The organism is Enterobacter sp. RHBSTW-00593, assembly GCF_013784105.1.
Lineage (GTDB): Bacteria > Pseudomonadota > Gammaproteobacteria > Enterobacterales > Enterobacteriaceae > Enterobacter > Enterobacter ludwigii.
On record NZ_CP056393.1, the window covers coordinates 278,888 to 303,625 of the forward strand.

The 24,738-nt window shown below is 54.0% G+C and carries 25 protein-coding genes; 20 read left to right on the plus strand and 5 right to left on the minus strand.

The annotated features are described in order from the left end of the window. Nucleotides 1–88: 88 nt before the first annotated feature. From lexA to HV242_RS01310, 3 genes are all read left to right on the plus strand, one after another. Nucleotides 89–697 (plus strand): transcriptional repressor LexA, encoded by a 609-nt coding sequence (gene lexA / locus HV242_RS01300; protein WP_014168203.1) that lies wholly within the window; start codon nt 89–91, stop codon nt 695–697. Between the two features lie 63 nt (nt 698–760). After that, entirely contained in the window at nt 761–2,098 is a 1,338-nt protein-coding gene (dinF, locus tag HV242_RS01305) for an MATE family efflux transporter DinF (protein ID WP_014168204.1), read from the plus strand. A 119-nt stretch (nt 2,099–2,217) separates the two neighbouring features. Then, nucleotides 2,218–2,427, plus strand: coding sequence for a CsbD family protein (locus HV242_RS01310; RefSeq protein ID WP_014168205.1), 210 nt, complete (start codon nt 2,218–2,220; stop codon nt 2,425–2,427). 48 nt (nt 2,428–2,475) lie between these two features. Here HV242_RS01310 and zur read toward each other — a convergent pair whose 3' ends face one another. Next, complete coding sequence (gene zur / locus HV242_RS01315; RefSeq protein WP_014168206.1) at nt 2,476–2,988, minus strand: zinc uptake transcriptional repressor Zur; 513 nt, start codon at nt 2,986–2,988, stop codon at nt 2,476–2,478. A gap of 115 nt (nt 2,989–3,103) precedes the next feature. Between zur and HV242_RS01320 the strand changes: the two genes are divergently transcribed. The 4 genes from HV242_RS01320 (at nt 3,104) to pspG (ending at nt 6,530) form a co-directional block, all read left to right on the plus strand. Further along, entirely contained in the window at nt 3,104–3,592 is a 489-nt protein-coding gene (locus HV242_RS01320; RefSeq protein WP_025206396.1) for a cupin domain-containing protein, read from the plus strand. Nucleotides 3,593–3,813: 221 nt separating this feature from the next. Continuing rightward, nucleotides 3,814–5,073, plus strand: coding sequence for a conjugal transfer protein TraF (gene traF / locus HV242_RS01325; RefSeq protein WP_153853120.1), 1,260 nt, complete (start codon nt 3,814–3,816; stop codon nt 5,071–5,073). 82 nt (nt 5,074–5,155) lie between these two features. Then, complete coding sequence (gene dusA, locus HV242_RS01330; protein ID WP_014168209.1) at nt 5,156–6,151, plus strand: tRNA dihydrouridine(20/20a) synthase DusA; 996 nt, start codon at nt 5,156–5,158, stop codon at nt 6,149–6,151. Between the two features lie 136 nt (nt 6,152–6,287). Next, complete coding sequence (pspG, locus tag HV242_RS01335; protein WP_020882842.1) at nt 6,288–6,530, plus strand: envelope stress response protein PspG; 243 nt, start codon at nt 6,288–6,290, stop codon at nt 6,528–6,530. 184 nt (nt 6,531–6,714) lie between these two features. On the opposite strand, the gene HV242_RS01340 is transcribed toward pspG, so the two are convergent. Continuing rightward, nucleotides 6,715–7,698, minus strand: a complete 984-nt coding sequence (locus HV242_RS01340) for a quinone oxidoreductase (RefSeq protein ID WP_014168211.1) — start codon at nt 7,696–7,698, stop codon at nt 6,715–6,717. A 66-nt stretch (nt 7,699–7,764) separates the two neighbouring features. On the opposite strand from HV242_RS01340, the gene dnaB reads away from it, so the two are divergent. The 8 genes from dnaB to HV242_RS01380 all read left to right on the plus strand — a co-directional run bounded on the left by dnaB (nt 7,765) and on the right by HV242_RS01380 (nt 14,982). Next, entirely contained in the window at nt 7,765–9,177 is a 1,413-nt protein-coding gene (dnaB, locus tag HV242_RS01345; RefSeq protein ID WP_008503375.1) for a replicative DNA helicase, read from the plus strand. A 16-nt stretch (nt 9,178–9,193) separates the two neighbouring features. After that, nucleotides 9,194–10,273, plus strand: coding sequence for an alanine racemase (gene alr, locus HV242_RS01350; protein ID WP_050737729.1), 1,080 nt, complete (start codon nt 9,194–9,196; stop codon nt 10,271–10,273). Between the two features lie 22 nt (nt 10,274–10,295). Next, the gene (gene pnuC, locus HV242_RS01355) at nt 10,296–10,853 is read left to right on the plus strand and encodes a nicotinamide riboside transporter PnuC (protein WP_014168213.1); all 558 of its coding nucleotides are present in this window, start codon (nt 10,296–10,298) and stop codon (nt 10,851–10,853) included. Then, on the plus strand, nt 10,850–11,860 hold the full coding sequence (locus tag HV242_RS01360; protein WP_063858545.1) for an AAA family ATPase: 1,011 nt from the start codon (nt 10,850–10,852) through the stop codon (nt 11,858–11,860). Before pnuC ends, HV242_RS01360 begins: the two co-directional genes overlap by 4 nt. 75 nt (nt 11,861–11,935) lie before the next feature. Further along, the gene (gene tyrB / locus HV242_RS01365) at nt 11,936–13,129 is read left to right on the plus strand and encodes an aromatic amino acid transaminase (protein ID WP_063858546.1); all 1,194 of its coding nucleotides are present in this window, start codon (nt 11,936–11,938) and stop codon (nt 13,127–13,129) included. Between the two features lie 253 nt (nt 13,130–13,382). Next, a complete protein-coding gene (gene aphA / locus HV242_RS01370; RefSeq protein WP_014168217.1) occupies nt 13,383–14,096 on the plus strand; it encodes an acid phosphatase AphA in 714 nt (237 codons plus the stop codon). Nucleotides 14,097–14,209: 113 nt separating this feature from the next. Then, complete coding sequence (locus tag HV242_RS01375; protein WP_014168218.1) at nt 14,210–14,626, plus strand: secondary thiamine-phosphate synthase enzyme YjbQ; 417 nt, start codon at nt 14,210–14,212, stop codon at nt 14,624–14,626. A 2-nt stretch (nt 14,627–14,628) separates the two neighbouring features. Next, the gene (locus tag HV242_RS01380; protein ID WP_014168219.1) at nt 14,629–14,982 is read left to right on the plus strand and encodes an MmcQ/YjbR family DNA-binding protein; all 354 of its coding nucleotides are present in this window, start codon (nt 14,629–14,631) and stop codon (nt 14,980–14,982) included. Nucleotides 14,983–14,985: 3 nt separating this feature from the next. Here HV242_RS01380 and uvrA read toward each other — a convergent pair whose 3' ends face one another. After that, complete coding sequence (uvrA, locus tag HV242_RS01385) at nt 14,986–17,808, minus strand: excinuclease ABC subunit UvrA (RefSeq protein ID WP_014168220.1); 2,823 nt, start codon at nt 17,806–17,808, stop codon at nt 14,986–14,988. A 251-nt stretch (nt 17,809–18,059) separates the two neighbouring features. Between uvrA and ssb1 the strand changes: the two genes are divergently transcribed. Further along, nucleotides 18,060–18,587 (plus strand): single-stranded DNA-binding protein SSB1, encoded by a 528-nt coding sequence (ssb1, locus tag HV242_RS01390; protein WP_020882840.1) that lies wholly within the window; start codon nt 18,060–18,062, stop codon nt 18,585–18,587. 63 nt (nt 18,588–18,650) lie between these two features. Here the strand turns inward: ssb1 and HV242_RS01395 are convergent, their stop codons facing one another. Then, on the minus strand, nt 18,651–18,932 hold the full coding sequence (locus tag HV242_RS01395) for a YjcB family protein (protein WP_063858547.1): 282 nt from the start codon (nt 18,930–18,932) through the stop codon (nt 18,651–18,653). 489 nt (nt 18,933–19,421) lie between these two features. Here HV242_RS01395 and HV242_RS01400 point away from each other — a divergent pair, with 489 nt between their 5' ends. Together HV242_RS01400 and HV242_RS01405 are read left to right on the plus strand one after the other, a co-directional pair. Continuing rightward, the gene (locus HV242_RS01400; protein ID WP_044857504.1) at nt 19,422–20,822 is read left to right on the plus strand and encodes a sensor domain-containing diguanylate cyclase; all 1,401 of its coding nucleotides are present in this window, start codon (nt 19,422–19,424) and stop codon (nt 20,820–20,822) included. Between the two features lie 339 nt (nt 20,823–21,161). Next, on the plus strand, nt 21,162–22,727 hold the full coding sequence (locus tag HV242_RS01405) for an EAL domain-containing protein (protein ID WP_063858548.1): 1,566 nt from the start codon (nt 21,162–21,164) through the stop codon (nt 22,725–22,727). 6 nt (nt 22,728–22,733) lie between these two features. On the opposite strand, the gene soxS is transcribed toward HV242_RS01405, so the two are convergent. Then, a complete protein-coding gene (gene soxS, locus HV242_RS01410; protein ID WP_013095071.1) occupies nt 22,734–23,060 on the minus strand; it encodes a superoxide response transcriptional regulator SoxS in 327 nt (108 codons plus the stop codon). Nucleotides 23,061–23,158: 98 nt separating this feature from the next. Here soxS and soxR point away from each other — a divergent pair, with 98 nt between their 5' ends. Beyond that, nucleotides 23,159–23,617 (plus strand): redox-sensitive transcriptional activator SoxR, encoded by a 459-nt coding sequence (gene soxR, locus HV242_RS01415; protein ID WP_014168225.1) that lies wholly within the window; start codon nt 23,159–23,161, stop codon nt 23,615–23,617. A gap of 302 nt (nt 23,618–23,919) precedes the next feature. Then, nucleotides 23,920–24,591, plus strand: coding sequence for a glutathione S-transferase family protein (locus tag HV242_RS01420; RefSeq protein ID WP_063858549.1), 672 nt, complete (start codon nt 23,920–23,922; stop codon nt 24,589–24,591). Nucleotides 24,592–24,738 lie beyond the last annotated feature (147 nt).

The window sequence follows — 24,738 nt, forward strand, 5'->3', positions numbered from 1 at the left end:
CCCTGGTTTTTTGTGCAGTTTTTGGTTCCAAAATCGCCTTTGACTGTATATACTCACAGCATAACTGTATATACACCCAGGGGGCGGAATGAAAGCGTTAACGACCAGGCAGCAAGAGGTGTTTGATCTCATCCGGGATCATATCGGCCAGACGGGTATGCCACCCACGCGTGCGGAGATCGCTCAGCGTCTGGGTTTCCGTTCTCCGAATGCTGCCGAAGAACACCTGAAAGCGCTGGCGCGTAAAGGCGTCATTGAGATTGTATCGGGCGCTTCACGTGGCATCCGTCTGCTGGTGGAAGAAGAGACAGGCATTCCGCTGGTGGGCCGTGTCGCGGCAGGTGAACCTTTGCTGGCACAACAGCATATTGAAGGTCACTATCAGGTTGACCCGGGCATGTTTAAACCGAGCGCAGATTTCCTGCTGCGCGTCAGCGGCATGTCGATGAAAGATATCGGTATTCTGGACGGCGATCTGCTCGCAGTTCATAAAACCCAGGACGTGCGCAACGGGCAAGTTGTGGTCGCGCGTATTGACGATGAAGTTACCGTTAAGCGTCTGAAAAAGCAGGGTAACACCGTCCAGTTGCTGCCTGAAAACAACGAGTTCTCCCCGATTGTGGTGGATCTCCGCGAACATAACTTCTCTATTGAAGGGCTGGCTGTTGGGGTTATCCGCAACGGTGAATGGCTGTAATCATGTCATAACAGGCTACGGACCTGCCGTAGCCTGATTCAATCTCCACTGCCGGTATTTTTCATGTCACTGCTGACGACATCAGATAAGGCATTGTGGCGTCTTGCACTGCCAATGATTTTTTCCAATATCACCGTCCCTCTGCTGGGACTGGTAGACACGGCTGTTATTGGTCATCTGGATTCCCCCGTTTATCTGGGCGGCGTCGCGATCGGCGCGACGGCAACCAGCTTCCTTTTTATGCTGCTGCTCTTTTTGCGCATGAGTACCACCGGGCTTACGGCTCAGGCGTACGGCGCAAAAGATCCGTTGCGTCTGGCGCGTGCGCTGGTACAACCCTTGATCCTTGCCCTGGGCGCGGGTGCGCTGATCGTGGTGTTGCGCACGCCACTAATTGATCTGGCGCTGCATGTCGTTGGCGGGAGCGAGGCGGTACTTGAGCAGGCGCGGCGCTTCCTTGAAATTCGCTGGCTCAGCGCGCCTGCATCACTGGCGAACCTGGTTCTGCTTGGCTGGTTACTCGGCGTGCAGTATGCCCGTGCGCCAGTCATTCTGCTGGTGGCAGGCAATCTTCTCAACATCGTGCTTGATGTCTGGCTGGTGATGGGTCTGCATATGAACGTGCAGGGCGCCGCGCTGGCGACGGCAATTGCAGAATACGGTACCTTTTTCATCGGCCTGTGGATGGTCTGGCGCGTGCTGGCCCTGCGCGGTATCTCACTTGCGATGCTCAAAACCGCGTGGCGCGGTAATATCCGCACGCTGCTGGCGCTTAACCGCGACATTATGCTGCGCTCGTTACTGCTTCAGCTCTGCTTTGGCGCGCTGACGGTCTTTGGGGCGCGACTTGGGCCGGAGATCGTCGCGGTTAATGCGGTCCTGATGACGCTGCTCACCTTTACCGCGTATGCGCTGGATGGCTTTGCCTATGCCGTTGAAGCCCATTCCGGGCAAGCGTATGGCGCACGCGAAAGCGGCCAGCTCCGCGAGGTGTGGCGGGCCGCCTGTCGTCAGTCAGGCCTGGTGGCGCTGGCGTTTGCACTCATTTACGCCTGTCTGGGTGAACAGATCGTTGCCTTACTCACCTCCCTCCCATCGCTGCGCGAACTGGCGAGTCACTATCTCTTCTGGCAGGCAATCTTACCGGTGGTGGGCGTGTGGTGTTATCTGCTGGACGGCATGTTTATTGGCGCGACGCGAGGTGCGGAGATGCGCAATAGCATGGCGGTCGCTGCGGCGGGATTTGGTCTGACGTTGCTGACGCTGCCGTATCTGGGCAACCACGGTTTGTGGCTGGCTCTGGCGGTTTTCCTCGCGTTACGTGGCCTGTCGCTGGCCTTTATCTGGCATCGTCACTGGCGAAATAACACCTGGCTGCCTTCCCGCCACGATATATCGTGACGGTTAAAGATTCCGAATATAAAAACAACTGCCGGATCCTTAACTACAATAATAATCACGTCCAGCAGAAAAGAACGAAGCGGACGAAACTTACAGACGCTTAACACGAGGACACGATTATGAATAAAGACGAAATCGGCGGCAACTGGAAGCAGTTCAAAGGTAAAGCGAAAGAACAGTGGGGTAAGCTGACGGATGATGATATGACCATCATCGAAGGTAAACGCGATCAGCTGGTGGGTAAAATTCAGGAACGTTACGGCTACGAGAAAGATCGTGCTGAAAACGAAGTGAAAGACTGGGAAACCCGTAACGATTATCGCTGGTAATCCTTTACTCCCCCTGAGGGCGGCTTCGGGCCGCCTTTTCTTTTGCCGTTAACGCGGCTTTTTCTTCACCAGTACCGAATGGTCGTGCTGGCACTCATCCTGGTGTCGACAGGCTTCTACCTCTACGCAGGCTGAGCACAGGCCGTGCGCTTCAATCACGTTATGACGCAACGCAAAGCCCATTTTGGCTGCCAGCGTATGCATAATATCTTCAACGCCTTCCGCACCTTCTTCCTTCACGCTGCCGCAGCGATCGCAGATAAACATGGCCGACGTATGGGTTGGCTGATCGAACAGATGGCACAGCACATAGCTGTTTGTCGATTCAACTTTATGCACAAAGCCCTGTTCCAGCAGGAAATCCAGCGCGCGGTACACCGTTGGCGGTTTAGCCTGTGGCTCGCTTTCGCGCAGCAGATCAAGCAGATCGTACGCGCTGATCGCGCCCTGCTGCAGGCTCATCAAACGTAATACTTCAAGGCGCTGCGGAGTCAGGCGCACATTGCGTTGCACGCACAGCTTTTCTGCCTGCGCTAACAGCTCTTTTGTGGACTTATCCATTTAGCACCCCGGATGTTATAGGCTGGAAAACCCCCACTTTATCATGTTCTGCTAAAAACACCGAGATCCGCCAGGCTGTGCTATACCTGACGCAACGCAATCCGGGGAATAAACGATGAAAAGACCTGACTGTATTCGACACTGGCGCGACGTAGAAGGCGCAGATGACTCAACCTATCCCGACAGTAGTGAACGCTTTGCCATTGGCGCACCGCTGGCGCGTAAGCTCGGCCTTGGACGCATTGGTATACACCATGAGCGTTTACCGCCAGGCCGACGGACCTCTTATCCACATGCTGAAAGCGACGAAGAAGAGTTTATCTACGTGCTTGAAGGCTACCCTGAAGCCTGGATTAACGGATATTTATGGAAACTTGAACCTGGCGACAGCGTGGGCTTTCCCGCCGGAACCGGGGTCTGTCATACCTTCATCAACAACACCGACGAAGAGGTACGGCTTCTGGTGGTGGGTGAGGCCAACAAGAAGCATAACCGTATCTATTACCCGCTTAATCCGGAGTACGCCGCCACGCGCGAAGATCGCTGGGTAGACCACCCTCCTCAGTTTTTTGGACCGCACGATGGAAAACCTGGGAAAAAATAATTTCCTCTTCTATAAATATTGAGGGCCGTCACAAATAACTACAGGCCTGGAGGGGATTTAACTTAAGGAAATAGCGGGTCTTTTTGCACTTATTCACAGCAATAGTTCGTTCCTGTTTGGGAGATAACAGACAGGGGTTATTTAATAACAGACTATAAGACGAGCATACTGTGAAAAAACATTTTAAATTTTCGGTGGTTAGCATCGCTGTCTCCTTGTTTATGGCAAATCAGGCGGGAGCAGCCAATACCTGGACAGAATCACGTAGCGACGCCATGGGGGGCACGGGTGTCGCGGCCGGAAACTATGGCAGCGGGGCGTTAATCAACCCTGCGCTACTGGCGAAGGCGAAACCGGACGACGATGTGACGGTCATTTTACCGTCCGCTGGCGTGCAGGTGACCGATGAAGACAATCTTCAGGATGAGATTGATACCATCAATGATAAAATCAACCATTACAAAGACGTGGTTGATAACCTTACACCGATTGAGATCATTACCAACCCGTTAGGTTCCATCAACCAGTTCCAGGGCGCGGCGAAAGATCTCGCCGATGAGCTGGATTATCTTAAGGGCAAAACGGCACGCGCCACGGCGGGGGCGGGGATAGCCGTCAGTATTCCTAACGATGTCCTTTCCGTGGCCTTTATGGCTAAAGGCTATGCCCACGGACGCGTCAGTTCTTCTATTGATCAGCAAGATATTGATTACCTGCGCGGTATTCAACGCAGTGATGCGGTGGCTGCCGGCGTTGCACTGGACGCTGCGCTGAACGGCACCGATCAAATCACGAAAAACCTCAACTCAACGGCGTCTGGCCGGGCGGCAATTGTCTCCGACTATGGTATCGCGGTGGCGCGTCAGTTCGAGCTTGGCGGTGTTCCGGTGTCTGTTGGCGTCACTCCAAAACTGCAAAAGACCTGGGTCTATAACTACACCACCTCCATTTACGATTATGACAGCAACAAGTGGAACGACAGTCGCTACCGTACTGACGACACCGGCTTTAACGTTGATGCCGGTATCGCGGCCGATTTTGGTGAGCACTGGACGGTCGGCGTGAGCGGACAAAACCTGATGTCACGCGATATCGACACCAAAGACATTCGCATCCGCAACGGGCGCACGGGGGAGGTGGTGAGCTATAAAGACACCTACCAGATCCGCCCTCTGGTTACCGCAGGTGCCGCCTGGCATAACGATCTGGTGACGTTAACCGCCGATGGCGATCTGACGGAAACCAAAGGCTTCAAAAGCGAAGACACTTCTCAGTATGTTGGCGTAGGCGCCGAAGTGACGCCGCTGAACTGGCTGGCGGTGCGTGCGGGTTTCCGTGCTGACATGAAAGGTAACGACAGCAATGTCTTCACTGGCGGTGTCGGTTTTGCACCGTTTAACACGGTCCATGTCGACCTGATGGGCCTGTACGGTGAAGACGAGACCTGGGGCGCAGGCGCCCAGCTGAGCATGACCTTCTAAAGTGCACCGGAGGCGCTGCGCCTCCGGCTTTTCTTTGTGCTATAGTAGCGCCCCCTTTTCACCAGATGCTTAAAACTTCGCCATGTCGTCAGAATTACAGACTGCTTTCCCTGCACACCGTTTCTCCATTGCGCCGATGCTCGACTGGACGGACAGACACTGTCGCTACTTCCTGCGTCAGCTCTCCCGCCATACGCTGCTGTACACCGAAATGGTGACCACCGGAGCAATTATTCACGGAAAGGGCGACTATCTGGCCTACAGCGAAGAAGAGCATCCGGTTGCGCTGCAGCTTGGCGGTAGCGATCCTGCTGCGCTGGCGCAGTGTGCGAAGCTTGCAGAAGCGCGCGGCTATGACGAGATTAACCTTAACGTTGGCTGTCCGTCTGATCGTGTGCAGAACGGCATGTTCGGCGCGTGTCTGATGGGCAATGCATCCCTGGTGGCAGACTGCATCAAGGCGATGCGCGATGTGGTTTCCATTCCGGTGACGGTCAAGACCCGTATCGGCATTGACGACCAGGACAGCTACGAATTTCTCTGCGATTTTATCAATACGGTCTCCGGAAAAGGCGAGTGCGAGATGTTTATCATCCATGCGCGTAAAGCCTGGCTCTCCGGACTTAGCCCGAAAGAGAACCGTGAAATCCCGCCGCTGGACTACCCGCGCGTGTACCAGCTAAAACGTGACTTCCCGCAGCTCACGATGTCGATCAACGGCGGCATTAAATCGCTGGAAGAGGCCAAAACACACCTGGAGCATATGGATGGCGTAATGGTCGGGCGCGAGGCGTATCAAAATCCAGGCATTCTGGCGACGGTCGACAGGGAAATCTTTGGCGTTGAAGGCGCAGATACCGACCCGGTGGCCGTGGTACGCGCCATGTATCCCTACATTGAGCGTGAGCTGAGTAACGGGACGTATCTTGGTCATATCACCCGTCATATGCTGGGCCTGTTCCAGGGGATCCCGGGAGCACGCCAGTGGCGTCGCTACCTTAGCGAGAACGCGCATAAAGCCGGTGCAGATATCGAGGTGCTGGAACACGCGCTACGTCTGGTCGCTGATAAGCGATAATTTTCGCTAAAAGATCGTCAAATTCACCACGCCTCGCACACCCGTGCGGGGCGTTTTGCTTTAAGAACAGCGGGTTATGGTTGGCATGATTCTTGTAATGATCGCGGTATCATTCGGGAACGCGTGGGAGAGCACCATGTTAGAACTACTTTTTGTGATTGGCTTTTTTGTCATGCTGATGATGACGGGGATTTCCCTGCTCGGGATTCTGGCGGCTATCGTCGTGGCGACGGTGGTCATGTTTATCGGGGGATTATTTGCCCTGACGCTGAAGCTCCTGCCGTGGCTGCTGCTGGCCATTGCCGTGGTGTGGGTGATACGGGCGATTAAATCACCAAAACTGCCCACTTATCAGCGCAATAACCGTTTTCGTTACTAAGGTATTGAGGTGTTCGTCACATACCTGCAACTTTTCCGGCAGCATTGCTTAGAACAGAATAGGATTTACTTATCGAATCTGTCACTATGACTGCCGCTAAAGAATTCATCGAGCTGTACCCTACATACAGCCGAACTAAAAAAAGAAAGGGCTTCCCACGGGAAGCCCAATTTCTTTTTAGGGGTCAGGGAATTAACAGACTTGAACCCTGTGTCGCTCTGCTCTCCAGCACCTCATGTGCACGCCTGGCATCGGTTAGCGCGTATTTCTGCGCCTCCGCCACATCCACTTTAATCACGCCGCTGGCGATCAGCGAAAAGAGCTCGTTGCTGGCCTCGATCAGCTCTTCCCGGTTAGTGATATACCCCTGCAGGGAAGGGCGAGTCACATACAGCGACCCTTTCTGGTTGAGAATGCCAAGATTAATGCCGGTCACAGCGCCCGAGGCGTTGCCGAAGCTCACCATCAGCCCGCGACGCTGCAGACAATCCAGCGACGCCTCCCAGGTATCTTTACCCACCGAGTCATAAACCACGCGCACCTTTTTGCCGTTGGTTATCTCTTTGAGGCGCTCAGCAATGCTCTCTTCACGGTAGTTAATCACCTGCCAGGCGCCGGCCTGAAGCGCGCGCTGGGCTTTTTGTGCACTGCCCACCGTGCCGATAAGTTTTGCACCGAGCGCTTTGGCCCACTGACAGGCGATCAGCCCCACGCCGCCCGCCGCGGCATGAAACAGGAACTGCTCGTCAGGTTTGATCTCATAGGTTTTGCGCAGCAGATAATAGACCGTGAGTCCTTTCAGGAATGAGGCGGCCGCTTGTTCAAACGAGATGGCATTTGGCAGAAGGGCGGCTTTATCGGCCGGCACGTTGTGCACGGAACTGTAGGCACCCAGCGCGGATTGCGCGTACACCACGCGATCGCCCTCTTTAATATGCTTAACGGCGCTGCCCACTTTGAGCACGACGCCTGCCGCTTCCGTTCCCAGTCCGCTTGGCATGGAGGGAGGCGGATAGAGACCGCCGCGAATATAGGTGTCGATGTAGTTAATGCCGATGGCTTTGTTTTCAACCTGTACTTCGTTTTCACCAGGCGCTGCGGGGGTAAACTCCACCGCGTTTAACACTTCTGGCCCACCATGTTTCTGGAATTCAATGCGCGTTGCCATGCTCCCTCCGTCAGAAAAATATGGTAATCTTTCGACCCACTCTTTATCTCGGTAACTCCATTCACTATGGCAGGAAACAAACCCTTCAACAAACAGACTGAACCTCGCGAGCGTGATTTCCAGGTCGCAGGATTAAAAGTCCCGCCGCACTCGATTGAAGCGGAACAGTCGGTGTTGGGCGGTTTAATGCTGGATAACGAACGCTGGGACGACGTCGCCGAGCGCGTGGTGTCCGAGGATTTCTATACCCGTCCGCACCGTCATATCTTTACTGAAATGGCACGTCTGCAGGAGTCGGGCAGCCCGATTGACCTTATCACGCTCGCGGAATCGCTGGAGCGTCAGGGGCAACTGGACAGCGTGGGTGGGTTTGCTTACCTGGCGGAACTGTCAAAAAATACGCCAAGTGCGGCGAATATCAGCGCTTATGCCGATATCGTGCGCGAACGTGCTGTTGTTCGTGAGATGATCTCGGTGGCGAATGAGATCGCCGAAGCCGGTTTTGATCCGCAGGGGCGTACCAGCGAAGACCTGCTTGATCTCGCCGAGTCCCGCGTCTTTAAAATCGCGGAAAGCCGGGCAAATAAAGACGAAGGCCCGAAAAATATCGCTGATGTGCTTGATGCTACCGTCGCGCGTATTGAGCAACTGTTCCAGCAGCCGCACGACGGTGTCACCGGCGTGAACACCGGCTATGACGATCTCAATAAGAAAACCGCGGGTCTGCAGCCGTCGGATTTGATTATCGTTGCGGCGCGTCCCTCCATGGGTAAAACGACATTTGCGATGAACCTCGTCGAAAATGCGGCGATGTTGCAGGACAAGCCGGTTCTTATCTTCAGTCTTGAGATGCCATCAGAACAGATCATGATGCGTTCTCTGGCGTCGCTGTCGCGCGTGGATCAGACCCGTATCCGTACCGGCCAGCTCGACGATGAGGACTGGGCGCGTATCTCCGGCACCATGGGTATCCTGCTGGAAAAACGGAATATTTATATCGATGACTCCTCCGGCCTGACGCCGACGGAAGTGCGCTCCCGTGCGCGCCGTATCGCCCGTGAACATGGCGGTATTGGCCTTATCATGATTGACTACCTTCAGCTGATGCGCGTGCCGTCGCTGTCCGACAACCGTACGCTGGAAATCGCGGAGATTTCCCGCTCGCTCAAGGCGTTAGCCAAAGAGTTGCATGTGCCCGTGGTGGCGCTGTCGCAGCTTAACCGCTCCCTGGAACAACGTGCTGATAAGCGCCCGGTCAACTCCGACCTGCGTGAATCGGGCTCCATCGAGCAGGATGCCGACTTAATCATGTTCATCTACCGTGATGAGGTTTATCACGAGAACAGCGACCTGAAAGGGATCGCCGAAATTATTATTGGTAAACAACGTAACGGCCCTATCGGTACGGTACGTCTGACCTTTAACGGACAGTGGTCGCGTTTCGACAACTACGCCGGTCCTCAATATGATGATGAGTAATTTCTAAGGAATTCAAATGCAAGCGGCAACTGTAGTCATTAACCGCCGCGCTCTGCGACACAACCTGCAACGTCTGCGTGAACTGGCTCCCGCCAGTAAACTCGTTGCAGTCGTGAAAGCGAACGCTTACGGACACGGTCTTATTGAGACCGCGCGAACGCTCCCCGATGCCGACGCCTTTGGCGTCGCCCGTCTTGAAGAAGCCATCCGCCTGCGCGCGGGTGGGATCACTCAACCGATTTTGCTGCTGGAAGGCTTTTTTGAAGCGGCAGATCTGCCGACCATTGCTGACCAGCATCTGCACACCGCGGTACATAACGAAGAACAACTCGCGGCGCTGGAAACCGCCGAGCTGAGTGAGCCGGTCACCGTCTGGATGAAGCTCGATACCGGCATGCACCGTCTGGGCGTGCGCCCGGAAAAGGCGGACGCGTTTTATCAGCGTCTGTGTCAGTGCAAAAACGTCCGTCAGCCGGTGAATATCGTGAGCCACTTTGCCCGTGCCGATGAACCCGAGTGTGGCGCGACCGAGCAGCAGCTGGATATTTTTAATACTTTCTGCGAAGGCAAGCCAGGAATGCGCTCCATTGCCGCGTCTGGCGGTATTTTGCTGTGGCCGCAGTCGCACTTCGACTGGGCGCGTCCAGGCATTATTCTTTACGGCGTCTCTCCGCTGGAGAACAGACCCTGGGGGCCGGATTTTGGTTTCCAGCCGGTAATGTCCCTTGTGTCTAACCTGATTGCCGTGCGCGATCACAAAGCGGGTGAACCCGTGGGCTACGGCGGAACCTGGATCAGCGAGCGCGACACACGCCTTGGCGTGGTGGCGATGGGCTATGGCGACGGTTATCCCCGTGCCGCGCCGTCCGGCACGCCGGTACTGGTCAATGGCCGTGAAGCGAACATCGTGGGCCGCGTGGCGATGGACATGATCTGCATTGACCTCGGGCCAGATGCACAGGATAAACCGGGTGATGACGTGGTGATGTGGGGTGAGGGTTTGCCTGTTGAACGCATCGCTGAAATCACAAAAGTGAGTGCTTACGAACTTATCACGCGCCTGACATCAAGGGTTGCGATGAAGTACATCGACTAACAGACCTTTCCAGGGAGGGGTAATGTCACCATCCGAAATGGCCGCTTGTCTGGCTTATGCCCTCTCGGTCTGGCTGGCTGCCAGAAACAGTATTCACACGTGGTGGATAGGCATCATCGGCAGTGGGCTTTATGGCTGGGTCTTTTATTCGGTTCAGCTTTACGCAGACGTTACCCTGCAGCTCTTTTTCATCATCACCAGCATCACCGGCTGGGTGCACTGGCTCAAAGGTCATCGCGGGGAGGTATTGCCCGTTCGGCGTACCCCGCCCAGGCATTTCTTCATCCTGCTCGCCTGCGCCCTGCTGGTGGCCGCGGGTTATGGCCTGATCTTGCATCGCTACACTAACGCCTGGGCCCCCTGGGTGGACTCCGTTATTTTGACATTTAGCGTGCTTGCACAGTTTATGTTAATGGGGCGACGCCTGGAGAACTGGTACGTCTGGCTGGCTGTAAACACGCTGGCGGTACCGTTATATGCGATGAGAGATCTGCATTTGACCGCGGGTTTATATCTGGTGTTTTGGTTTAATGCCTGGCACGGTTTATATCAGTGGCGTAAGGAGATTCGCGCCCAGTGAAGCCTTATCGCGACGGTCTGGTTGTGGGCAAATTTGCGCCATTACACGTGGGGCATGAAGCGCTGATAAATGCTGCGCTGGCCCAGTGTGGGACGGTCTATATCATCAGTTATTCGCGTCCGGAAATTCCGGGTTATGACCCCGACAAGCGCCTTCACTGGTTAACCGCGCGCTTCCCGCAATGTCATCACCTTGTGCTCACGCCGGAGGTCATCGCGACCCATGCGCTTGAACCACTGCCGCATAATGATGCGGATGCCGATCTTCACCGGCATTACGTGGCAACGCTGTGTGAAAAAATACTTCGCTGCCAGCCACAGGCCGTATTTACCGCCGAAGACTACGGCGACGGATTTGCGGCGGTGTTAAGCCAGCGTTTTGGCAAGCAGGTTACGCATGTCCGCCTCCAGCGTCCGAAAGGGCCTGATGCGCCCTCGGGAACCCTGATACGTTCTGACGTCCATCGCTACCGCACGATGATGTCCCCGGAGGTCTACCGTAGCTTTGTCTTTCGGATTTGTTTATTGGGGGGCGAATCGACAGGGAAAAGCACGCTTTCCCGCGCGCTGGCGACGACGCTCAACGCCCCGTTTGTCGCCGAGTTTGGCCGAGAATACTGGGAAGAGAAGAACGGCGTGCTGGGATGCGACGATCTGCTGCATATTGCCCGCGAGCAGGTGCGTCGTGAAGCGATGGCCAGCACGGCTCCCTTCCTGGTTTGCGATACCTCGCCCTTAACCACGCTGTTTTATATGCTCGACCAGTTTGGCAGCGCGCCACGCGAGCTAGAGGAATTAGCCGGGCGCGCATATTCTCTGGTGGTGCTCTGTGGCGATGAGTTTCCTTTTGTTCAGGATGGTACCCGTCAGGGGGCTGCATTCCGCCAGCGACAACAGGCATGGTATATCCGCGCGTTAACAGACAGAAATATCCCCTATCTGTCTGTTTCTGGTTCGCTCGCTGAACGCATTGAACAGATTCGACGACATCTGCAGGAACGGATCTGATATCGCTCTCGATCTTCTGTCATATCCGGTTTATTGTTGAAATCCCTGCCTCATCGAATTCCGGAGAATCATCGCGTGTTTCAGAAAGTTGACGCCTATGCCGGCGACCCCATTCTCTCCTTAATGGAGCGTTTCAAAGAAGATCCTCGCAGCGACAAAGTTAACCTCAGTATTGGTTTGTATTACAACGAGGAGGGCATTATTCCTCAGCTGCAAGCCGTGGCAGAAGCGGAAGCGCGTCTTAACGCCGTCCCGCACGGGGCCTCGCTCTATTTGCCAATGGAAGGGTTAAACAGCTACCGCAATACCATTGCGCCGCTGCTGTTTGGTGCCGATCACGCCGTGCTGACACAAAAACGGGTGGCGACCATCCAGACGCTGGGTGGCTCGGGCGCATTAAAAGTTGGCGCTGACTTTCTGAAAAAATACTTCCCGGATTCTGGCGTGTGGGTCAGTGACCCGACGTGGGAAAACCACGTGGCGATTTTTGAGGGCGCTGGCTTTACGGTGCAGACCTATCCGTGGTTTGACAGCGAAACCAACGACGTGCGCGTTGACGCGCTGCTGGAAAAACTGAATACGCTGCCGGAGCGCAGTATTGTTCTGCTGCATCCGTGCTGCCATAACCCGACCGGTGCAGACCTGACTAATGCCCAGTGGGATGCGGTAATCGACGTGCTGAAGACGCGTAACCTGATCCCCTTCCTCGACATCGCCTATCAGGGCTTTGGCGCGGGCATGGAAGAAGATGCCTACGCTATCCGCGCCGTTGCCAGCGCCGGACTGCCTGCGCTGGTCAGCAACTCGTTCTCAAAAATCTTCTCCCTGTACGGTGAGCGCGTCGGCGGCCTGTCAGTGGTCTGTGAGGACGCTGAAGCGGCCGGGCGTGTGCTCGGTCAGCTGAAGGCGACCGTACGCCGCATTTACTCCAGCCCGCCAAACTTTGGTGCGCAGGTAGTCGCCACGGTGCTGGGTGACGATCGGCTGAAAGCGTCGTGGCTCGCCGAAGTGGAATCTATGCGCAAGCGCATCCTGACAATGCGTCAGGAGCTGGTCGACGTGCTGAAAGAGGCCGTCCCAGGGCATAATTTTGACTATCTGCTTAAGCAGCGCGGGATGTTCAGCTACACCGGCCTCAGCGCGGCTCAGGTCGATCGCCTGCGTGAAGAGTTCGGCGTCTACCTGATTTCCAGCGGCCGTATGTGCGTGGCGGGGCTTAATGCCAGCAACGTTCATCGTGTTGCGCAGGCGTTTGCTGCAGTGATGTAAGCACTCACTATCATCCCTCTCTCCCTGCGGGAGAGGGCCGAATGAGAGCATCAGGACGCACAAAAATCTTGCCCGGTGGCGCTGCGTCTACCGGGCTTTCAGACCCCATCCGCGCTTTGTGATCTTCTTCTTTTTATTCAGCTTCATAAGTAAAAACTCCTTCCCTTCATCTCCCCCCGGGGTTATGGTCGGATAGTTTTTTGACCATTCACTCAAAATAAAACGATAACAAACTGAATATTCAGGGGAAAACATGCGCAAGATCACACTGGCGCTCAGCGCCGCCTGCTTATTGTTCTCGCTAAATAGTGCCGTCGTCGCGCGCGCTTCCGCACCGACGCCGCTTTACACCGGCACAACAGCCGCCATGCTTGCCGAGCAAGCACCTGTTCACTGGGTATCCGTAGCCCAAATCGAAAATAGCCTGTTAGGGCGCCCGCCAATGGCTGTAGGCTTTGATATCGACGATACGGTCCTGTTTTCCAGCCCGGGATTCTGGCGGGGCAAAAAAACCTACTCACCGGACAGCGAAGCGTATCTGAAGAACCCCGAGTTCTGGGAAAAGATGAATAACGGCTGGGACGAGTTCAGCATTCCTAAAGAGGTGGCGCGCGCGCTTATCGCCATGCACGTTAAACGCGGTGACAGCATTTACTTTGTGACCGGACGCAGCCAGACCAAAACCGAAACCGTCTCTAAAACGCTGCAGGATGATTTTCAGATCCCGGCTTCCAGCATGAATCCGGTTATTTTTGCCGGCGACAAACCCGGCCAAAACACCAAAACCCAATGGCTGGAACAGAAGAACATCAAAGTCTTCTATGGCGATTCAGATAACGATATCACCGCCGCGCATGACGTCGGAGCCAGAGGGATCAGGGTGTTACGCGCCTCAAACTCTACGTATCGACCGTTGCCCATGGCCGGAAAGTTTGGCGAAGAAGTGATTGTTAATTCTGAGTATTAACCGCCGGGCGGCGAGGCTGCCTCTTTTTTAATCAAATCTCGCCGCTGTGGGTTTTACCTTTCGCTTTCTTGCTGCACACTTAGAAAGATTCATCTTTCATAACGGAGCAGCACATGTGGTATCAACAGACCCTGACCTTAAGCGCGAAACCTCGTGGATTTCATCTGGTGACTGATGAAGTCATTGGGCAAATTCGCGACCTCTCGCGCATCAGGACGGGGTTACTGCATCTGCTGCTTCAGCACACATCAGCCTCTCTCACGCTTAATGAAAATTGCGATCCCACCGTCCGGTCTGACATGGAGCAGCATTTTCTCAAAACCGTTCCGGACAACGCCCCTTATGAACATGACTATGAGGGAGCAGATGACATGCCGTCGCATATCAAATCCTCTCTGCTGGGCGTATCGCTGATGCTGCCGGTGCACAATGGTCGGTTACTGCTGGGAACGTGGCAAGGGATCTGGCTGGGAGAACATCGTATTCACGGTGGTTCGCGTAAAATTATCGCAACGCTACAAGGGGAATAAAGATGACAATTTCGGAGCTACTTCAGTACTGCATGAGTAAACCTGGCGCGGAGCAGAGCGTTCACAGCGACTGGAAAGCCACGCAGATTAAAGTGGGGGATATTCTGTTTGCGATGGTGAAAGAGGTTGAGGGTCGCCCGGCGGCGTCGCTGAAAACCAGCCCGGAACTGGCGGAGCTGTTACGCCAGCAGCACCATGACGTCCGGCCAAGCAAGCATCTCAACAAAGCGCACTGGAGCACCGTTTATCTCGACGGTTCACTGCCGGGTTCGCAAATTTACTATCTGGTGGACGCGTCTTATCAGCAGGCGGTAGAGCTGCTGCCGGAAGCGACCCGACAGCAACTCTCCGTGTGACAATTACAGCAACGGTTTGAGGAAGCGCGCGGTGTGCGAGGCTTCGCACTCTGCAACGGTCTCTGGCGTACCGGAGACGAGGATTTCACCGCCGCCGCTGCCGCCTTCCGGGCCGAGATCGACAATCCAGTCCGCGGTTTTAATCACGTCCAGGTTGTGTTCAATGACCACAATCGTGTTGCCCTGATCGCGAAGCTGATGCAGAACATCAAGCAGCTGCTGGATATCGGCAAAGTGCAGACCGGTGGTCGGCTCATCGAGAATGTACAGCGTCTGGCCGGTACCGCGTTTGGAGAGCTCACGCGCCAGCTTCACGCGCTGTGCTTCACCGCCAGACAGCGTGGTGGCAGACTGCCCCAGACGAATATAGGTCAGGCCCACATCCATCAGCGTCTGCAGCTTACGCGCCAGCGCAGGGACCGCGTCAAAGAACTCACGCGCCTCTTCGATGGTCATATCCAGCACTTCGTGGATGGTTTTGCCTTTGTACTTAATCTCCAGCGTTTCGCGGTTATAGCGTTTGCCTTTGCACTGGTCGCACGGCACGTAAATATCCGGCAGGAAGTGCATCTCAACCTTGATAACCCCGTCGCCCTGGCACGCCTCACAGCGTCCGCCGCGCACGTTAAAGCTGAAACGTCCTGGCGTATACCCGCGTGAACGCGCTTCCGGCACACCTGCAAACAGTTCACGTACGGGTGTGAATACGCCCGTATAGGTGGCAGGGTTGGAACGCGGAGTCCGCCCGATTGGACTCTGATCGATATCGATCACTTTATCGAAATGCTCCAGCCCCTGGATGTCACGGTACGGCGCCGGTTCGGCCAGCGTCGCGCCGTTCAGCTGCGTCTGCGCAATCGGGAACAGCGTATCGTTGATCAGCGTCGACTTACCGGAACCGGATACGCCGGTGATACAGGTAAACAGCCCAACCGGCAGCGTCAGCGTCACATCTTTCAGGTTATTGCCGCGGGCGCCGGTCAGCTTCAGCACTTTTTCCGGGTTCGCCGGTACACGCTGTTTCGGCACTTCAATCTTGCGCTTGCCGCTCATGTACTGGCCGGTCAATGACTCCGGCACCGCCATAATATCTTTCAGCGTTCCTTCCGCGACCACCTGGCCGCCGTGTACGCCAGCGCCCGGGCCGATATCGATAACGTGGTCAGCGGCGCGAATCGCGTCTTCATCGTGCTCAACCACAATCACCGTGTTACCGAGATTACGCAGGTGGACAAGCGTGCCGAGCAGACGCTCGTTGTCACGCTGGTGCAGGCCGATTGAGGGTTCATCCAGTACATACATCACGCCGACCAGGCCTGCGCCAATCTGGCTCGCGAGGCGGATACGCTGAGCTTCGCCACCGGAGAGGGTCTCTGCGGAGCGGGAAAGCGTCAGGTAATTCAGGCCGACGTTCACCAGGAACTTCAGACGATCGCCGATCTCTTTCAGCACTTTTTCCGCGATTTTGGCGCGCTGGCCGGAGAGCTTCAGGTTGTTGAAGAAGTCCATCGCGTGACCGATGCTCATGTCTGAGATGGTCGGCAGCGCCGTGTTTTCAACAAACACATGGCGAGCTTCACGGCGCAGACGCGTACCTTCACAGGTCGCACAGGAACGGTTGCTGATAAACTTCGCCAGCTCCTCGCGAACCGCGCTGGATTCGGTCTCTTTGTAGCGGCGCTCCATATTGTGCAGCACCCCTTCAAACGGGTGACGGCGCACGGAGGTATCACCGCGATCGTTCATGTACTTGAACTCGATGTTCTCTTTGCCGGAACCGAACAGCACCACTTTGTGCACGTTCGGGTTCAGGCTGGCCCACGGGGCTTCGACGTCGAATTTATAGTGCTCTGCCAGCGACTTCAGCATCTGGAAATAGTAGAAGTTGCGGCGATCCCATCCGCGGATCGCACCGCCAGCCAGCGACAGCTCCGGGTTTTGGATCACGCGGTCCGGGTCAAAATATTGCTGTACGCCCAGTCCGTCACACGTCGGACAGGCGCCCGCCGGGTTGTTGAACGAGAACAGACGCGGCTCCAGCTCGCGCATGCTGTAACCACAAATCGGACAGGCAAAGTTGGCGGAGAAGAGCAGCTCTTCCGCTTTCGGGTTGTCCATATCGGAGACCACGGCCGTACCGCCAGAGAGTTCCAGCGCGGTTTCGAAGGATTCGGCCAGGCGGGTCGCCAGATCGTCACGGACTTTGAAACGGTCAATCACCACTTCGATGGTGTGCTTCTTCTGCAGCTCCAGCTTAGGCGGATCCGACAGGTCACACACTTCGCCGTCGATACGGGCGCGGATATAGCCCTGGCTTGCCAGGTTCTCCAGCGTTTTGGTGTGCTCGCCCTTACGCTCTTTAATGATGGGCGCCAGCAGCATCAGGCGTTTACCTTCCGGCTGCGACAGCACGTTATCCACCATCTGGCTTACGGTCTGCGCGGCCAGCGGGACGTCGTGATCCGGGCAGCGCGGCTCACCCACGCGTGCATACAGCAGACGCAGGTAGTCATGAATTTCGGTAATCGTACCAACCGTTGAACGCGGGTTATGCGAGGTGGATTTCTGCTCAATGGAGATAGCAGGTGATAACCCTTCAATATGGTCTACATCCGGTTTTTCCATCAGTGACAGGAACTGACGTGCGTATGCAGAGAGTGACTCCACGTAACGACGCTGTCCTTCGGCATATAAAGTGTCGAAAGCCAGTGAGGATTTGCCAGACCCCGAAAGCCCGGTCACGACGATGAGTTTGTCGCGAGGGATTATGAGGTTGATATTCTTGAGATTGTGGGTGCGGGCGCCCCGAACTTCGATCTTATCCATTCACCTTTCCCGGTTGGAACACGGATTGCCTGGTTTGTTTGAAGGACAAACGGCTGTCAGAAACGGCTAATTATGACACAAAATGACCTGTTTGAATATACAGTATTGGAATGCATTTTCTGATTCACTGTGTAACAATGTCGAGTTCGCGAGAGATTTCGGAACCGACTACGCAACTATGCAAATTGCAGCGTGGAAATGGTACACTCGCGCGTTTACACTATTAAGAAACGTATTCAGGAGACACGAACATGGCCAGCAGAGGCGTAAACAAGGTGATTCTCGTCGGTAATCTGGGCCAGGACCCGGAAGTACGCTACATGCCGAGTGGTGGCGCAGTTGCCAACATTACGCTGGCTACTTCCGAATCCTGGCGTGATAAAGCGACCGGTGAGATGAAAGAGCAGACCGAATGGCACCGCGTTGTGCTGTTTGGCAAACTGGCGGAAGTGGCTGGTGAGTATCTGCGTAAAGGTTCTCAGGTTTATATTGAAGGCCAGTTGCGTACCCGCAAATGGACCGATCAAGCCGGCGCTGAGAAGTACACCACGGAAGTTGTGGTCAACGTGGGTGGCACCATGCAGATGCTCGGTGGCCGTCAGGGCGGTGGCGCACCAGCAGGTGGCGGTCAGCAGCAGCAGGGCGGTTGGGGTCAGCCTCAGCAGCCACAGGGCGGCAACCAGTTCAGCGGTGGCGCGCAGTCTCGCCCACAGCAGCAGTCCGCGCCAGCACCGTCTAACGAACCCCCAATGGACTTCGACGACGATATTCCGTTCTGATATCCGACTGTTTAAAATAAAAAACCCAGACCTCGGTCTGGGTTTTTTTATTCATCTCAGGGATCAGGTAATCACCATCGGCCAGTCTGGCGGGGTATGGCTCATGGCTTCCACCATGACCACTTTAATATTTTCCCAGACGGCAGCGAGATCCAGCAGGGTGATGCCAAGCAGGCCCGTTGCGAACCAGCATGCTGCGCCCAACCCCAACAGGGTGCTGATGACAGCAAGGCCAGCATAGTCAGATTTACGAAACTGAATGTTTAGCGTGCTGGCCAGGAACATCAGCACCGCACTTAACAAAGGCCAGCGCAGGAGAACCATGCTGGTAGTAATGGTTTCCATAAAACCCATCCTCAACAAAGCAGACGAACTGAATGAAACAGTGTTTCTCGTTACACAATATGTGTGAACTATATCACATTTGCTGATTTATTCGCCAGCCTCAGACGGGTGAAAAAAGCAGGAATTATCACAGCCAGGCGTCGCACGAGGATTGAGGGGAAAATATATCTTTGCACGCTAATGACCCCCTTTTATCGCTTCCAGGTAATAAATTCATTGAGATAACAAATCCTCTGCAAATTGAGGTGTGCTGTAGAACGTTTACAGCAACAACCCTTTGGATTATGCTTGAGTGGATAAATAAATTTACTCGCATTCTATAATTCAGGTTTTTGAATTTTATTGGTTTTTTTCTCTTTGTACGTTTTTAATTACACACAACGTCTCGCACTCCAGCTGTGCTGATATTCAGCATCCTGCTCTGGCTCGCCGATTTTTGAATCTGAAGAAAGTTGCGTCCGGTTTAACGCATAATAATCTGCGAAAAAAATGAAAGAAAAACGACGTGAGATTGTTAATGACAGCCTGCGGGCGTTGCATGCGCTGGCAGATCTGATGCCCCAGCTTCACGCCCATTGTTCGCTGAGTGAGATGCTTGAGACGATCAACCGGGCCTTCGGGGCAAGCCTGGCCTGGATTAGCGTTGATACTGACGGGCTACAGCGCGTGGTCTGTGCCGGTGAAGTGACCTGTCACTCATTTGAGGTGGCCGATTTTCTTGCCGGTACCCTGCTGGAGAAGCATCACCGTGCGTGGCGGGTCGTCTACTGGAAAGAGAATATCGGCCGCGCATTATTCTCCGCTCATCATCCTGGCTATTCGCAATTGCAAAGCGGGGTGTTATGTAAGCTTTCAACCCATAACGGACAAGGCAGCGGCTATTTTTTTCTGGCGTTTGCTGAGCCGTTATATTCTCTGGCCATCCTGAAAAGTATTGTTGCGGTACTGGTCGAAAAATTAAAAGACTATTTTTCAGAAATTATCGTTCGTGAAAAAACAGCGCAGGAAATGCAGCGTGTGGTGACCCAATATAAAACCTTGTTTGAACGAGCGCCTGTTTTAATGAACTCATTCGATAAATTTAACCGCTGCGTGCTGTGGAATGCTGAGTGTGAAAAAGTGTTTGGCTGGACAATGGCGGAGATCAGCGCCCATGCCGATCCGCTCTCACTGTTTTACCCCGACCCGGAAGAGCGGCGACGGGTCAGGGAGTCGGTAAATGTCTCGCCGCTAAAGGATATGTACGAGTGGCATCCACTGCGTAAAGACGGTACGCCGTTGACGGTTTTGTGGTCAAACATTCTGCTGCCGGACAGCTCAGTCCTGAATATCGGGCTTGATATTACCGAGCGTAAAAAAGCCGAACAGCAGCTGGAAGTGAAAGCCACCACGGACGATCTTACCGGGTGTTTTAACCGTTCAACCATTTTACAGCAGCTGGAATCCGCGCTGGCGGCAAATGCCAGGCAGGATGCTGACAGCCATTTTTGCGTGCTCATGTTTGACCTGGATTTTTTCAAACAGATCAACGATCGGTGGGGGCATCAGGTGGGCGATCGGGCGCTTATCCACTTTTGCCAGGCTATCCGTGAGTTAAGCCCCGAGAACGCTGCGCTTGGCCGTGTGGGCGGCGAGGAGTTTTTACTCCTGCTGGCGCGAACCGACGGCAACGCGGGCGCCCTTTTTTCGGCGAGGCTACGTACTGCCCTCAAAACCAACCCGCTGGTGGTGGGAGAGAAAAAGCTGGTGCTGTCATTCAGCGCCGGGGCGGTGGAGGTCTGCCAGGGCCAACGCGATACTTCTGGATTACTGATGCGTGCCGATAAAGCATTATATGACGCCAAGCGTACGGGTCGGGGGAAAACGGTGGTGGCTGCTGATTATTTATAAATCAAAAAACAAAATACGCGCGAGTAAATAGCATAAAATGTCATGTTGCCGTTGTTGTTTTTTCACACTGCCAGAAGTTTGGCTTAATCAACGATCCTCTGTTGTGTTATCTTCAAACCTCCCGTACCCGCTGGATAATTATTTTCCTTAATTGAAACGGAACGAATACTTACAGTTTAGCTTACGGGAAAATATTATCGTCATAACGAAAATTAAGATTTTTAATACTAAAAGTCAGTTGCTAACTTCGCATGATTCATGCAACGTAATCACCTGTTAAACAAAGCATCCGGCCTTCATTACTACAGGCGTACAACATGCAGGGATATAGGGCGGGAAATGAATCGTAGCGCGCGGCGCAAGATGCTCAGGGTGGTAGGGATCATCATGGTAGTTATGCTGCCGGTGATGCTTGCGCTATGGTTTGCCCAGATAAGAGCCGTGTCGGAAACAAGCGCCCAACTACGCACCTTTGCTGAACTGGCGTTAGACAAAACAGAGCTGGTAATTCAACAGGTTGATCTGGCCCGCGACGAGGCTGAAAAATATCAGGGTGAGCGTTGTACACCAGAACATCGCCAATATATGTTGAACGTTGTTCGGGGTCGTCTGTTTGTTGCGGATTTAATTTATGCAGAAGGTCAGAATTTTCTTTGTTCGACCGTTTTTACACCCGCCAAACCTTATCTGATATCCACGGCTAATTACACACGTAAACCTGACGTTGCTATCTATTATTATCGCGATACGCCATTTTTTACTGGCTATAAAATGACATATATGCAGCGCGGAAATTATGTTGTGGTGGTCAATCCGCTTTCCTACAGCGAAGTAATGTCGACAGATCATTCCCTTTCGTGGGGGGTATACGACACGGTAACGAATGCATTCTTTTCCGTCAGTCAGCGCGCGAATGTTTCTTTATTAAGTTCGATGATTCGGGATAAGGAATCGGTATTTCAAAAAGATAACCGTTTTTATACAGTCGTCAAATCCCCAAAACGGCCTATTGCCGCTATCGTGTCGACGTCGAATAAACGTTTTTATGAAATGCTTTATCACCAGGCGACGTTGACGCTACCGCTGGGGATGATCTGCAGCATAATTATTTTGCTGGTGTGGTCTCGCACCCATCGTGAACTCAATTCTCCCGGGCGGTTACTGCAGCGAGCGCTCAATAAACGCCAGCTTTGTGTTCACTATCAGCCGATTATTGATATCAAGAACAACCAGTGCGTGGGAGCCGAGGCGTTATTACGCTGGCCTGGCTTTAACGGGCCGGTCATGAGCCCGGCTGAATTTATTCCGCTGGCGGAAAAAGAGGGCATGAGCGAGCGAATTACGGATTATGTTGTCGAAGAGGTATTCAGCGATCTGGGCACATTCCTGGCAACGCATCCGCATCTCTATATTTCGATTAACCTGTCGGCCACGGATTTCCACTCTTCACGGCTGATCGCCATGATTTCGGACAAGGCCCGACACTACGCCGTGCGTGCGCAGCAAATTAAAATCGAAGTCACGGAGCGCGGTTTTATTGATGTCCCTAAAACCACTCCGGTTATTCAGGCGTTCCGTCAGGCGGGTTACGAAGTGGCGATTGATGATTTTGGAACGGGTTACTCTAACCTGCACAACCTTTATTCGCTGAATGTCGATATTCTGAAAATCGACAAATCCTTTATCGACACCCTAACAACCAACAGCACCAGCCACCTTATCGCCGAGCATATTATTGAGATGGCACAAAGCCTGCGGCTTAAAACCATTGCGGAAGGGGTGGAAACAGCAGAGCAGGTGAGCTGGTTGTTGAAGCGTGGCGTTCAGTTCTGTCAGGGATGGCACTTCGCGAAAGCGATGCCGCCCCAGGAGTTTATGACCTGGCAGCAGCAACCTTTGCATTGAGAGCCATTAATTCAACTGGTGGCGATAGTCGCTCGGTGTGCGGTCAAACTCGCGGCGAAACACGCGGGAAAAGGTTTGTTGCGACACATATCCCAGATCCATCGCGATATCAAAAATGGGCCGCTGCGTTGAGCGTAAGGCCTGCGCCGCCAGCAGCAGTCTGCGCTGACGAATGTACTCACCCAGCGTCTGGTGCATAACGGTACGGAACATTCTCTGTAAATACCATTTCGAATAGCCGGATTTTTTAGCGACCACATCAATGTTCAACGGTTGGTCGATATGTTCATCAATCCATTCAATAAGTGTCTGAATAATTTGCTGATGCGACATAAGGTTGCCCCTCTGTAGATACAACTGCCCTGGTTGATTCGTCGTTTTCTCTGCGGGCGAGTATAATTCCTCAAGTTAACTTGAGGTAAAGAGGTTTTATGGAAAAGAGATTGCCGCGAATTAAAGCGTTGTTAACCCCCGGCGAAGTGGCGAAGCGAAGCGGTGTTGCGGTGTCGGCGCTCCACTTCTATGAAAGCAAAGGGTTAATTAAAAGCATCCGAAACGCCGGAAACCAGCGACGCTACACGCGTGACGTGCTCCGTTATGTCGCGATTATCAAAATTGCCCAACGAATCGGAATCCCCCTGGCCACCATCGGCGATGCGTTCGGCGTGCTGCCGGAAGGGCACTCTCTCAGCCCGAAAGAGTGGAAAGAGCTTTCCTCTCAGTGGCGTGAAGAGCTGGATCGACGCATTCACACGCTGGTAGCGCTGCGTGATGAACTGGACGGATGTATTGGCTGCGGCTGTTTGTCGCGCAGTGATTGTCCGTTGCGTAACCCGGGCGACAGGCTGGGTGAGCAGGGGACAGGGGCGCGATTGCTGGAGGAAGACTGAGATCCGGCGGAAAACCGCACCTCATACCGCACCTCATAAAGAACTAAAGCGCCACAAAAGGGCGCTTTAGTTTTTCCCGGTCTTTGTCTTTCACTCTATCCCGCTGGTTCACGGGAGGGTTTCCCCCGACATCAGCACCCCTCATGTCGAGCGTGTTGGGGAGGTTCCGGATTGTGCTGACACTTTAATTCTATGCAAGACCCGTCTTTTCGCCAGTCGGTCAGGCCATTTTTTAGGCGAATTTTTTTCGCGGTGTTGTTCGATTTTCTATAGTTAAAAAGTATGAATAAAAGGAGAACACAATGCTCACGGTACACCACCTGAACCAGTCCCGCTCACACCGTGTGATCTGGGCGCTGGAAGAACTTTCCCTGCCCTATGAGATTGTTCGTTACCAGCGCGAAAAGAGCATGCTGGCGCCTGAGTCGCTCAAAAAAGTGCACCCGTTGGGCAAATCGCCGGTTATTGAAGATAACGGCCTGATCCTCGCCGAGTCGGGGGCCATCCTCGAATATCTTCAGGAAACCTACGATCCGGAGTCGCGGCTTAAGCCTCTGGATCCTGCGCATAAGGTGCAATACCGCTTCTGGTTGCACTATGCCGAAGGTTCGCTAATGCCGCTGCTGTTGATGAAGCTGGTTTTCAGTAGCCTCGGTAAGCCGCCCGTGCCGTTTGGTATCCGCACGTTGGGTAAAGCGCTGGGGCAGGGAGTGCAAAAAGCGTATCTCAACCGCCAGCTTGAAACCCATGCACGCTTTATTGAGTCGCATCTTGCCGAAAACAGCTGGTTTGCCGGCGATACGCTCAGCATGGCGGATATTCAGATGAGCTTCCCGATTTTTGCCCTGCTGGCGCGAGGTGGCATCGATAACCTCCCGCATACCCAGGCCTGGAAGAAAAAAGTGGAGAGCAGCCCTGGCTGGCAAAAAACGCTGGAGCAAGGTGGCCCGTTATCGATTCCGGGTGGGGAGTGAAATGTAAACAAATTGCGCACAGACGATAACGTTTGCGCATCCTCTGTTTATTTCTTCAGCGTCATAAGGGAATTTTAGCGAAAAACGATAAAGTTCAGTTGAAAAGGGCGGGGATTAGGCTAGATAATCGTTTGCCTTAATTTGACC

Excerpts from the sequence above, each read along its gene's own strand:
- lexA (WP_014168203.1), top strand. The coding sequence starts at position 89 with ATGAAAGCGTTAACGACCAGGCAGCAAGAGGTGTTTGATCTCATCCGG.
- dinF (WP_014168204.1), top strand. The coding sequence starts at position 761 with ATGTCACTGCTGACGACATCAGATAAGGCATTGTGGCGTCTTGCACTG.
- HV242_RS01310 (WP_014168205.1), top strand. The coding sequence starts at position 2,218 with ATGAATAAAGACGAAATCGGCGGCAACTGGAAGCAGTTCAAAGGTAAA.
- zur (WP_014168206.1), bottom strand. The coding sequence starts at position 2,988 with ATGGATAAGTCCACAAAAGAGCTGTTAGCGCAGGCAGAAAAGCTGTGC.
- HV242_RS01320 (WP_025206396.1), top strand. The coding sequence starts at position 3,104 with ATGAAAAGACCTGACTGTATTCGACACTGGCGCGACGTAGAAGGCGCA.
- traF (WP_153853120.1), top strand. The coding sequence starts at position 3,814 with ATGGCAAATCAGGCGGGAGCAGCCAATACCTGGACAGAATCACGTAGC.
- dusA (WP_014168209.1), top strand. The coding sequence starts at position 5,156 with ATGTCGTCAGAATTACAGACTGCTTTCCCTGCACACCGTTTCTCCATT.
- pspG (WP_020882842.1), top strand. The coding sequence starts at position 6,288 with ATGTTAGAACTACTTTTTGTGATTGGCTTTTTTGTCATGCTGATGATG.
- HV242_RS01340 (WP_014168211.1), bottom strand. The coding sequence starts at position 7,698 with ATGGCAACGCGCATTGAATTCCAGAAACATGGTGGGCCAGAAGTGTTA.
- dnaB (WP_008503375.1), top strand. The coding sequence starts at position 7,765 with ATGGCAGGAAACAAACCCTTCAACAAACAGACTGAACCTCGCGAGCGT.
- alr (WP_050737729.1), top strand. The coding sequence starts at position 9,194 with ATGCAAGCGGCAACTGTAGTCATTAACCGCCGCGCTCTGCGACACAAC.
- pnuC (WP_014168213.1), top strand. The coding sequence starts at position 10,296 with ATGTCACCATCCGAAATGGCCGCTTGTCTGGCTTATGCCCTCTCGGTC.
- aphA (WP_014168217.1), top strand. The coding sequence starts at position 13,383 with ATGCGCAAGATCACACTGGCGCTCAGCGCCGCCTGCTTATTGTTCTCG.
- HV242_RS01375 (WP_014168218.1), top strand. The coding sequence starts at position 14,210 with ATGTGGTATCAACAGACCCTGACCTTAAGCGCGAAACCTCGTGGATTT.
- HV242_RS01380 (WP_014168219.1), top strand. The coding sequence starts at position 14,629 with ATGACAATTTCGGAGCTACTTCAGTACTGCATGAGTAAACCTGGCGCG.
- uvrA (WP_014168220.1), bottom strand. The coding sequence starts at position 17,808 with ATGGATAAGATCGAAGTTCGGGGCGCCCGCACCCACAATCTCAAGAAT.
- ssb1 (WP_020882840.1), top strand. The coding sequence starts at position 18,060 with ATGGCCAGCAGAGGCGTAAACAAGGTGATTCTCGTCGGTAATCTGGGC.
- HV242_RS01395 (WP_063858547.1), bottom strand. The coding sequence starts at position 18,932 with ATGGAAACCATTACTACCAGCATGGTTCTCCTGCGCTGGCCTTTGTTA.
- HV242_RS01400 (WP_044857504.1), top strand. The coding sequence starts at position 19,422 with ATGAAAGAAAAACGACGTGAGATTGTTAATGACAGCCTGCGGGCGTTG.
- HV242_RS01405 (WP_063858548.1), top strand. The coding sequence starts at position 21,162 with ATGAATCGTAGCGCGCGGCGCAAGATGCTCAGGGTGGTAGGGATCATC.
- soxS (WP_013095071.1), bottom strand. The coding sequence starts at position 23,060 with ATGTCGCATCAGCAAATTATTCAGACACTTATTGAATGGATTGATGAA.
- soxR (WP_014168225.1), top strand. The coding sequence starts at position 23,159 with ATGGAAAAGAGATTGCCGCGAATTAAAGCGTTGTTAACCCCCGGCGAA.
- HV242_RS01420 (WP_063858549.1), top strand. The coding sequence starts at position 23,920 with ATGCTCACGGTACACCACCTGAACCAGTCCCGCTCACACCGTGTGATC.